The following is an 875-nucleotide window of genomic DNA, read 5'->3' as shown; positions in this document are numbered from 1 at the left end:
ATTCTGGTGGCGGTTGAGTAGCTGCGCACTCAGGATATCGGCATCATTAGTCCATTTGATTCGCGGAATGTAAAAATCCTCATAATCTCCAAGACCGACATCTGTAACAGATTTTTTCTGAAGGTCATAAATATGCAGGGAAACATCAGAATTCTTTTCACCTGCCTTTGGGTATTTAAAAGTCGTTTTTGAAGGATAAAGATCCTGCCCGAATACATCCATGGAAAACTCGGGAACTTCAGTTTCATCAAATCTCAAAAATGCGATCTTATCACTGTCTTTATTCCATTGAAATGCGCGAACAAAGGAGAATTCTTCTTCATAAACCCAGTCTGCAACTCCATTAATGACCTTGTTCCATTCTCCATCTGTGGTCACCTGAGTAACTTCTCCGGAAGCCAGATCCTTCACATAAATGTTATTTTCAAAGACATAAGCTACTTTTTCACCGTTGGGAGAAAGCGTAGGTTCTTTGATCTTGTCTTCAGAAATTTTCTGAAGTTCCTTTGAACTGAGATCATAGACATAGAAGATTCCGCGGGTAGAGTGACGATAGATAGGCTCTATCTCTGTTCCCAGGATGAGTTTATTTTCATTATCGCTGAATTCGTAGCCCGAAAAATATTGGATCCCTTCCAGGTTTCCGCTGTTTAATATAGTGCGGGTCTTTTTCCCTGTTTCATAAGAGAAGACATCTATGGAAGAAGTGCCAGATTCCCTGTCGAAATTAAGGACCACGTATTCCTTCCCGTTATTGAGAGAGCGAAGGGATTCCATCCTTTCCTGCCGAAAAGTGCCTCCCCATATGTCTTCAAGTGTTATTTCTTTTTTTTGTGCAGTAAGCAGTGTCGTGGCCGAAAGAAAAAAGGCCAAAA

1 protein-coding gene is annotated in these 875 nt (G+C 41.0%); it reads right to left on the bottom strand.

Features of this window, described 5'->3' with window-relative positions:
* Positions 1-873 (bottom strand): DPP IV N-terminal domain-containing protein (locus HC175_RS15430; RefSeq protein WP_209310009.1); only part of this gene is annotated, 873 nt, incomplete at its 3' end.
* Positions 874-875: the final 2 nt, after the last annotated feature.

This window comes from Salinimicrobium oceani, assembly GCF_012037645.1.
Note: the sequence above shows the minus strand (reverse complement) of the source record. Positions and strands in the feature narration are given on the sequence as shown.